The sequence below is a fragment of the Kitasatospora sp. LaBMicrA B282 genome (genome assembly GCF_050325825.1).
In the GTDB taxonomy this organism is placed as follows: Bacteria; Actinomycetota; Actinomycetes; order Streptomycetales; family Streptomycetaceae; genus Kitasatospora.
Window position 1 is genome coordinate 1 of record NZ_JBNQTI010000017.1, and the last position, 7,504, is coordinate 7,504.

General features: G+C 74.9%; 4 protein-coding genes. All 4 read right to left on the minus strand.

Annotation, left to right across the window (positions count from 1 at the left end):
* Positions 1-397: AMP-binding protein (locus ACQRUO_RS07870; RefSeq protein WP_428315013.1), on the minus strand; the 397-nt coding region annotated here is incomplete at its 3' end.
* A complete protein-coding gene (ectB, locus tag ACQRUO_RS07875; RefSeq protein WP_428315014.1) occupies positions 394-1,668 on the minus strand; it encodes a diaminobutyrate--2-oxoglutarate transaminase in 1,275 nt (424 codons plus the stop codon). The genes ectB and ACQRUO_RS07870, both read right to left, overlap by 4 nt.
* Positions 1,665-5,693 carry a non-ribosomal peptide synthetase gene (locus ACQRUO_RS07880; RefSeq protein WP_428315015.1) on the minus strand — a complete coding sequence of 1,343 codons (4,029 nt, stop codon included), beginning with the start codon at positions 5,691-5,693 and terminating at the stop codon, positions 1,665-1,667. The genes ectB and ACQRUO_RS07880 overlap by 4 nt, the downstream gene beginning before the upstream one ends.
* Complete coding sequence (locus ACQRUO_RS07885) at positions 5,690-7,498, minus strand: non-ribosomal peptide synthetase (RefSeq protein WP_428315016.1); 1,809 nt, start codon at positions 7,496-7,498, stop codon at positions 5,690-5,692. Before ACQRUO_RS07885 ends, ACQRUO_RS07880 begins: the two co-directional genes overlap by 4 nt.
* Between the last annotated feature and the right edge of the window lie 6 nt (positions 7,499-7,504).

The window sequence follows — 7,504 nt, forward strand, 5'->3', positions numbered from 1 at the left end:
CGGCCGCGGGCAGCGGCTGCCCGGGCCGGGCGGGCGCGACGGCCTGCCGGCCGGCGGGCGCCTCGCCCTCGGTGACCACCACCGGGCTGCCGAGCTGTCCGACCAGCCGGTCCAGCCGCTCCTGCGGCCAGCGCGGGTCCAGCGCGGCGTAGGCCGCCCCGCACTTGAGCACCGCCAGGAAGGCCGTCACCAGCTGGATCGACCGGGGAAGCAGCACCGGCACCAGGCTGCCGGGCCCGATGCCCTGCCCGGCCAGCCGGCCGGCCAGTTCCTCGGCCAGGGCGTCGAGTTCGCGGTAGCTGACCCGCAGCGCGCCCTGGATCACCGCGGGCGCGTCGGGGAACTCGGCGGCGCGCCGGGCGAACAGACCGTGGATCAGCTCGTCCTGCCCGCTCACCCCAGCGCCCCCAGCTCCTCCGGCGCCCGCTCGACGGCCTCGCGGACCGAGTCGGCCAGCACGGCCAGCCCCTCGGTCAGCTCCTCGTCGGTGACGGTCAGCGGCGGCATCAGCTTGAGCACCTGCCCCTCGGCGCCGGAGGTCTCCACCAGCACCCCGCGCCGGTAGGCCGCACGCGCGGCCAGCCCCGCCCACTGCGGCACCGGCAGCGCCAGGCCCTGCACCAGGCCGCGCCCGCGCACCTCCGCGCCGGGGATGCCGGCGGCCAGCTCGGCCAGCACGCCGCGGACCCGCTCGCCCTTGGCGAGCGTGCCGCGCTCCAGGGCGTCGTCGGCCCAGTAGCTGCGCAGCGCGGCGGTCGCGGTGACGAAGGCGAGGTTGTTGCCCCGGAAGGTGCCGTTGTGCTCGCCCGGCTCCCAGACGTCCAGGTCGGGGCGGAGCAGGGTGAGCGCCATCGGCAGGCCGTAGCCGCCGATCGACTTGGAGAGCACCACGATGTCGGGGGTGAGGCCGGCCTCCTCGAAGCTGAAGAAGGCGCCGGTGCGGCCGCAGCCCATCTGGACGTCGTCGACGATCAGCAGGATCTCGTGCTGCCGGCACAGCTCGGCGAGTGCGCGCAGCCACTCCCGGCGCGCCACGTTCACCCCGCCCTCGCCCTGTACGGTCTCCACGATCACGGCGGCCGGCAGCTCCAGCCCGCTGCCCCGGTCCGTCAGCATCCGCTCCAGCAGGCCGAAGTCCGGTGCGCCGGCGCCGAGGTAGCCGTCGTAGGGGATCGCCAGGGCGTCGGTCAGCGGGACCCCGGCGCCGCGGCGCTTGGCCGCGTTGCCGGTCACCGCGAGCGAGCCCAGCGTCATGCCGTGGAAGGCGTTGGTGAAGGAGACCACGGTGCGGCGCCCGGTGACCTTGCGGGCCAGCTTCAGGGCCGACTCGACGGCGTTGGTGCCGGTCGGGCCGGGGAACTGCACCTTGTAGTCGAGCACCCGCGGCTTGAGCACCAACTCGGCGAAGGTCTCCAGCAGTTCGCCCTTGGCCTCGGTGCTCATGTCGAGCGCCTGGGTGATCCCGTCCGCGGTCAGGTACTCCAGCAGCGCCTGCTTGAGGACCGGGTTGTTGTGCCCGTAGTTCAGCGAGCCGGCGCCGGCGAAGAAGTCCAGGTAGGCGCGGCCGCGCTCGTCGTACAGCCGGCTGCCGACGGCGCGCCCGAAGACGGCGGGCCAGCCGCGGCAGTAGCTGCGGACCTCGGACTCCAGCTTCTCGAAGACGCTCATCGCGGCAATTCCTCCATCGTGGTGACGAACTCGGCGAGCTCGGCGGCCAGTTCCTTCACGGTGACGCCCGTGGTGATCGAGTAGTGGGTGCCGGCCACCTCGCTCTCGCGCAGCTGCGCGGTGGTGTGGTCGGCCCAGCGGGTGCGGGTGATCAGCCGGCGGTCCAGCGAGTCGCCCGCCCAGGCGATCTGCATCGGCGCCCGGACGACCGGCGCCTGCCAGCCGGTGAACAGCCAGCGGTGCAGCGCGGCGACGGCGATCCGGTCCGTCACGGTCTGCGGGTCGGCGGCGGGGCGTTCGCCCCAGAGCTGCTCGGCCGTGTCCAGCACCCAGGTGCCGGCCGCCGCGACGGGCAGCTCGGCGGCCTCGGCGGCCAGCCGCCGGTGCTCCCGCGCCGGGATCGGCGGCGCGCCCTGCGGGGCGAGGGCGTGCAGCACCGGCAGGATCCCCGCCGCCCAGTCCGGTTCGGCGGGCCGCTCGACCCGCTCGGCGGCCAGCCCGGTGTCCCAGAGGGTGAGCGAGCGGACCTCGACGCCCAGCCGCTCCAGCCGGTGCGCGGTGCCGTGCGCGATCAGGCCGCCCAGCGACCAGCCGACCAGGTGGCAGGGCCCGCCGCCGACCAGCTCGGCGATCTCGGCGGCGTAGGCGTCCAGCATCTGCTCGGGGGTGTCCCAGCCGGTGCGGGTGCGCGGGTCGGTGCGGCGGTCGGCGACGCCGTACACCGGCCGGTCCAGCGGGAAGGCGTCCACCAGCTCCCGGTAGACCAGCACGTCGCCGCCGAGCGGGTGCAGGCAGATGACCGGTGCGCCGCCCGCGCCCTCGGCCAGCGTGACCAGGCCGCGGGCCGGGCCGCTGGGCCGGTTGCGGACCAGGTCGGCGAACTGCCGCGGGGTCGGCCGCTCCACCAGGTCCGCGATGGTCAGCCCGGGGCCGAACGCGGAGCGGATCCGGGAGATCAGCCGGGCCGCCAGCAGCGAGTGCCCGCCACTGGCGAAGAAGTGGGCGGCCGCGTCGGCGTCCGGCTGCCGGAGCAGTTCCCGCCACAGCTCGACCAGCAGCCGCTCGGTCGCGTCGGCCGGCGCCAGTCGCTCGCGCGGGGCCGGCGGCGCCTCGGCGGCGGCCTGCCGGCACAGCTCGCGCAGCGCCCGCTGGTCGACCTTGCCGATCACGGTGACGGGCAGCGCGGCGAGCCGGGAGATCCGTTGCGGCACCATGTACTCGGGCAGGAACCCGCGCAGGTACTGCCGGAGTTCCGCCCCGCCCAACCGCTCGTCGCCGGACACCACGAAGGCGTGCAGGTTGGCGCCGCGCGGGTCGCTGTCGTCCACCACGGTGACCGCCGCGGTCACCGCCGAGTGGGCGAGCAGCCGGGCGGTGACCTCGCCGAGTTCGATCCGGTTGCCGCGGATCTTGACCTGGTCGTCCAGCCGGCCCAGGTACTCCACTACCCCGCCCTTGGCGAGGCGCACCTGGTCGCCGGTGCGGTAGACCCGGACCGGCTCGCCCTGCGGCCCCCAGGGGCGCTCGACGAAGCGTTCGGCGGTCAGCTCCGGGCGGCCCAGGTAGCCGGGCCCGACCCCGCCGCCACCGACGAAGAGCTCGCCGCAGGCGCCGTACGGCACCAGCCGGCCCTCCTGGTCGGCGACGAAGAGCGAGACGCCCGGCAGCTCCTTGCCGATGCTGGGCCGCTCGGCGGCGGCATCGACCACGGTGAAGGTGGAGTTGACCGTGCACTCGGTGGGCCCGTAGACGTTGAACACGGTCAGCCGCGAGTCGGCCAGCACCGGCCAGAGCGGCGCGGGCAGCGCCTCGCCGCCGGTCACCAGGCGCCGCAGCGCGAGCCCGGGGCGCTCCAGCAGGCCGGCCTCGACCAGCAGCTGCAGGTGCGGCGGGATGCACTCCAGCAGGGTGATCCCGGCCCGCTCGACGTAGTCGAGCATCGCCTCCGGGTCGAGTCGCACCGGACCGGGCACGATGGCCAGGCTCGCGCCGGCGAGCAGGGCGAGCAGCTGCTGCACCGTGACGTCGAAGATCAGCGGCGCGTTGAGCGAGCAGACCTCCTGCCGCCAGTCGGTCACCCGGTAGGTCTCGCCCAGCCCGGCCATGAAGTGGTGCAGGTTGGCGTGGGTGGTCAGGACGGCCTTCGGGGTGCCGGTGGTGCCGGAGGTGTAGATCGCGTAGGCGAGGTCGCCGGGCTCGGTGACCGGGGCGGTGGCCGGGTCGAGGGCGCGGCCGGAGAGCGACCAGGCCCGGACGTCGATCGGCTCCGCCCCGAACGCCTCGAAGCCGGCCGGGCCGAGGATCGAGGTCAGCCCGGAGTCCTCGATCATGTACCGGCGGCGGTCCTCGGGCAGCGCCGGGTCGATCGGCACGTACGCGCAGCGGGCCAGCCAGCAGCCGAGCACCGCGACGATCGAGTGCACCGAGCGGTCGGCGACCACGCCGACGAAGCTGCCCGGGCGGGTCCCGCGCGCGGTCAGCGCCTCGGCCACGGCCTCCGCGCGCCGCACCAGCTCGGCGAAGTCCAGCTCCTCGTCCGCGCTGCGGACCCCGGTGCGGGCGCCGTGCGCCGCCAGCGCCCGGATCAGCTCGGTGGTCGGCGCCACCGGCGCGGGTGCGGGCGCCGTGCGCAGCACCCGCAGCTCGGCCTCGGCCGCCGCGTCCACCAGGGCCAGCTCGGCGATCGACCGCTCGGGCGCCTGCCCGGCCGCACGGAGCAGCGTGAAGAGCGCGCGGACCAGACCCGCCACGTACGCCTCGTCGAACAGCGCGGAGTCGTACTCGACCATCAGCTGCAGCCCCTGCGGGACCCGGAAGAAGAAGAGCGCCAGGTCGAACTTGGCGCGCTTGTCGAGCGGGCTGGAGACCTCCACCGCCAGCGCGCCCCAGCGGCCCGCCGGCCCGGCCGGGGCGGGCTGGAGCTCCACCGCGACCTGGAACAGCGCGCCGCCCTCGCCCGCGACCCGCGCGGAGACGGCCTCGACCACCCGGTCGAACGGCAGGTCGTCGTGCGAGAGCGCCCCCAGCACGGTCTCCTTCGCCCGCCGCAGCGCCTCGGTGAAGGAGGGCTGGTCGGCGAGGTCGGTGTGCAGGGCGACGGTGTTGACGAAGAAGCCGAGCGCGGACTCGAACTCCGGGCGCTTGCGGTTCAGCGTGGTGGTGCCCAGCACGATGCCGGTCTGGCCGGTGAAGCGCTGGAGCAGCACCTGCACGGCGGTCTGCAGCACGGTGAAGGTGGTGGCCGCGCTCGCGCCGGCCAGCTCCTCGACCGTCCGGGCGACGTCCGCCGGGACCTCCGTGACGTGGGCGAGCGCCGCCCCCGGACCGGTGGACCGCAGTGGCCGGGCCGCCAGCAGCGAGGACTGCGGCCGATCGGCGGGCAACGCGCCGCGCCAGTAGGCCAGTTGCTGCTCGACCAGCTCCGGGGTCAGGGTCTCGCGCTGCCAGCGCGCGAAGTCGGCCGCCTGGGCCGGCTCGGCCGCCGGCCGCCAGTCGCCGGTTCCGGCGAACGAGCAGTAGGCCTCGGCCAGTTCGCGCTCGAAGATGCCGAGCGACCAGCCGTCGACCGCGATGTGGTGGAAGGCGAGCAGCAGCACGTGCTCGTCCTCGCCGGTGCGCAGCAGCCGGGCCCGGAACGGCGGTTCGGCCCGCAGGTCGAACGGCTGCATGGTGAACCGGCGGGCCAGCTCCGGCAGTTCGACCGGGTCCAGCGGCTCGGCCGGGGCCGGCGCCGGGTCCGGGTCGAGGACCAGCTGGTGGACCTGGTCGCGGTGCTCCACGAAGACGGTGCGCAGCACCTCGTGGCGCTCGACGAGGGCGTGCAGGGCCCGCGCCAGGGCCGGCTCGTCGAGCGGGCCGGTCAACCGCAGGCAGCGCGCGACGTTGTAGGCGTTCGAGCGGGGGTCGAACTCCTGGCTGATCCACAGGCGCAGCTGGTTGACCGAGATCGGCTCCAACTGACCCACCAAGGCGGTGAGCTGTTCCTCGCTGAGGCCGGCCAGCAGGGCCGGCACGTCGGTCGTCACGCGAGTGCCTCCTCGATCAGGCGGTCCACCACGGCGGCCAGCTCGCCGAGCACCGGGGTGCTCACCAGCACCGGGTGCGGCAGGTCCACGCCGAGCTCGGACTTGATCCGGGTCTTCACCCGGTAGGTCTGCAGCGAGTGGCCGCCCAGCGCGAAGAAGTCCCCCTCCAGGCCGATCCGCTCGACCCCGAGCAGCTCCTCCCACAGCTCGGCCAGGTAGACCTCGATGTCGGTGGCGGGTGCGGTGTACTGCGCGGTCCGGGCCCGGTGGTCGGCCAGCAGCACCCGCAGTTCGGCCAGGTCGCGCTTGCCGTGCGCGGTGACCGGGATCCGCGGCACCAGCACCAGCTCGCTCGGCACCATGAAGGGGGGCAGCACGGCCTGCGCGTGGGCGCGCAGCTCGCGCAGGGTCAGGGCGTCGTCCAGCACCACGAAGGCCATCAGCCGGCGGTCGCCGCCCTCGCCGTCGGGGAGCACCACGGCCTCGTGCACCAGCGGGTGCTTCTGCAGGCCCTGCTCGACCTCGCCGGGCTCGACCCGGTAGCCGCGCACCTTGACCTGGTCGTCGCTCCGTCCGACGAACTCCAGGACGCCGTCCGGCCGGCGGCGCACCAGGTCGCCGGTCCGGTAGAGCCGGCCGGAGCCGGGGCCCAGCGGGTTCGACAGGAAGCGCTCGGCGGTGAGTTCCGGGGCGCCCAGGTAGCCGCGGGCCACGCCCGGGCCGGCCACGAACAGCTCTCCCGGCGCACCGTCCGGCACCGGCCGCAGCTCGGCGTCGAGCACGTGCAGGGTGACCCCGTGCAGCGCCCGGCCGATCGGCACCGAGTCGGCCGCGGCGTCCGCCACGGTGACCAGGTGGGCGGTGCACGCGGTGGTGATCTCGGCCGGGCCGTACATGTTGTGCAGCTCGCCCGCAAAGTCGCCGGCGAGCAGCTCGCGGCAGGCGGCGGGCTGCAGCACGTCACCGCCGGCCACCAGCACCCGCAGCCCGGCGAAAGCGTCCCGCTCCTCGCGCACCACGTGGTTCACCACCATGGTCGGCACGATCATCACCGACACGCCGTGGCGGCCCAGTTGCCCGCGGAACCCGGCGGACAGCAGCGCGGGCACCTCCGGCAGCACCACCAGCTCGGCGCCGGCCGCCAACGTGCACCAGAGCTCGAAGTGGAAGGCGTCGAAGGAGACGTTGGAGATCTGCCCGACCCGGTCCTCGGCCCGAACGGCGGGCACCGCCGGGTTGGTGGCGAACGAGACCAGGTTGCGGTGTTCCAGCACGATGGCCTTCGGCCGGCCGGTCGAGCCCGAGGTGAAGAGCACGGAGGCCGCGTCGAAGGGGGCCACGACGTGCTCCACCGGCGCGGGGTCGGCCGGCAGCGCGGCGAACTCCTCGGCCAGCAGCAGCTGCGGGACGCTCCCGGCCAGCGCGTCGGCATACTCGCGCGCCGTGATCGCCAGTGCGGCCCCGCCGGCGCGCAGCATCAGGGCGCGCCGCTCGGCGGGGTAGCGGGTGTCGATCACCAGGGTCGCGCCGCCGGCCTTGACGACGCCGAGCACGGCCAGCACCAGGTCGACGGACCGGTCCAGGTGGATGCCCACCCGGGTCTCGGGCCGGACGCCGCGCGCCCGCAGGGCGGCGGCCAGGCGGTCCGAGAGCCGGTCCAGCTCGGCGTAGCTGAGGCTCCGCACGCCGTCGCTCACGGCGGTGCGCTCCGGATGGCGGTCGACCGTGTTCCGGAACAGTTCGGTCAGAGTGGATGTTCCCGTCGAGGTGGGACGGGATTCGGCATTCCTCAACGGTTTCTCCATTGTTGG

What these genes read in the sequence shown, in the direction of transcription:
- ACQRUO_RS07885 (WP_428315016.1), bottom strand. Translation starts at nt 7,498, where the DNA reads ATGGAGAAACCGTTGAGGAATGCCGAATCCCGTCCCACCTCGACGGGA.
- ectB (WP_428315014.1), bottom strand. Translation starts at nt 1,668, where the DNA reads ATGAGCGTCTTCGAGAAGCTGGAGTCCGAGGTCCGCAGCTACTGCCGC.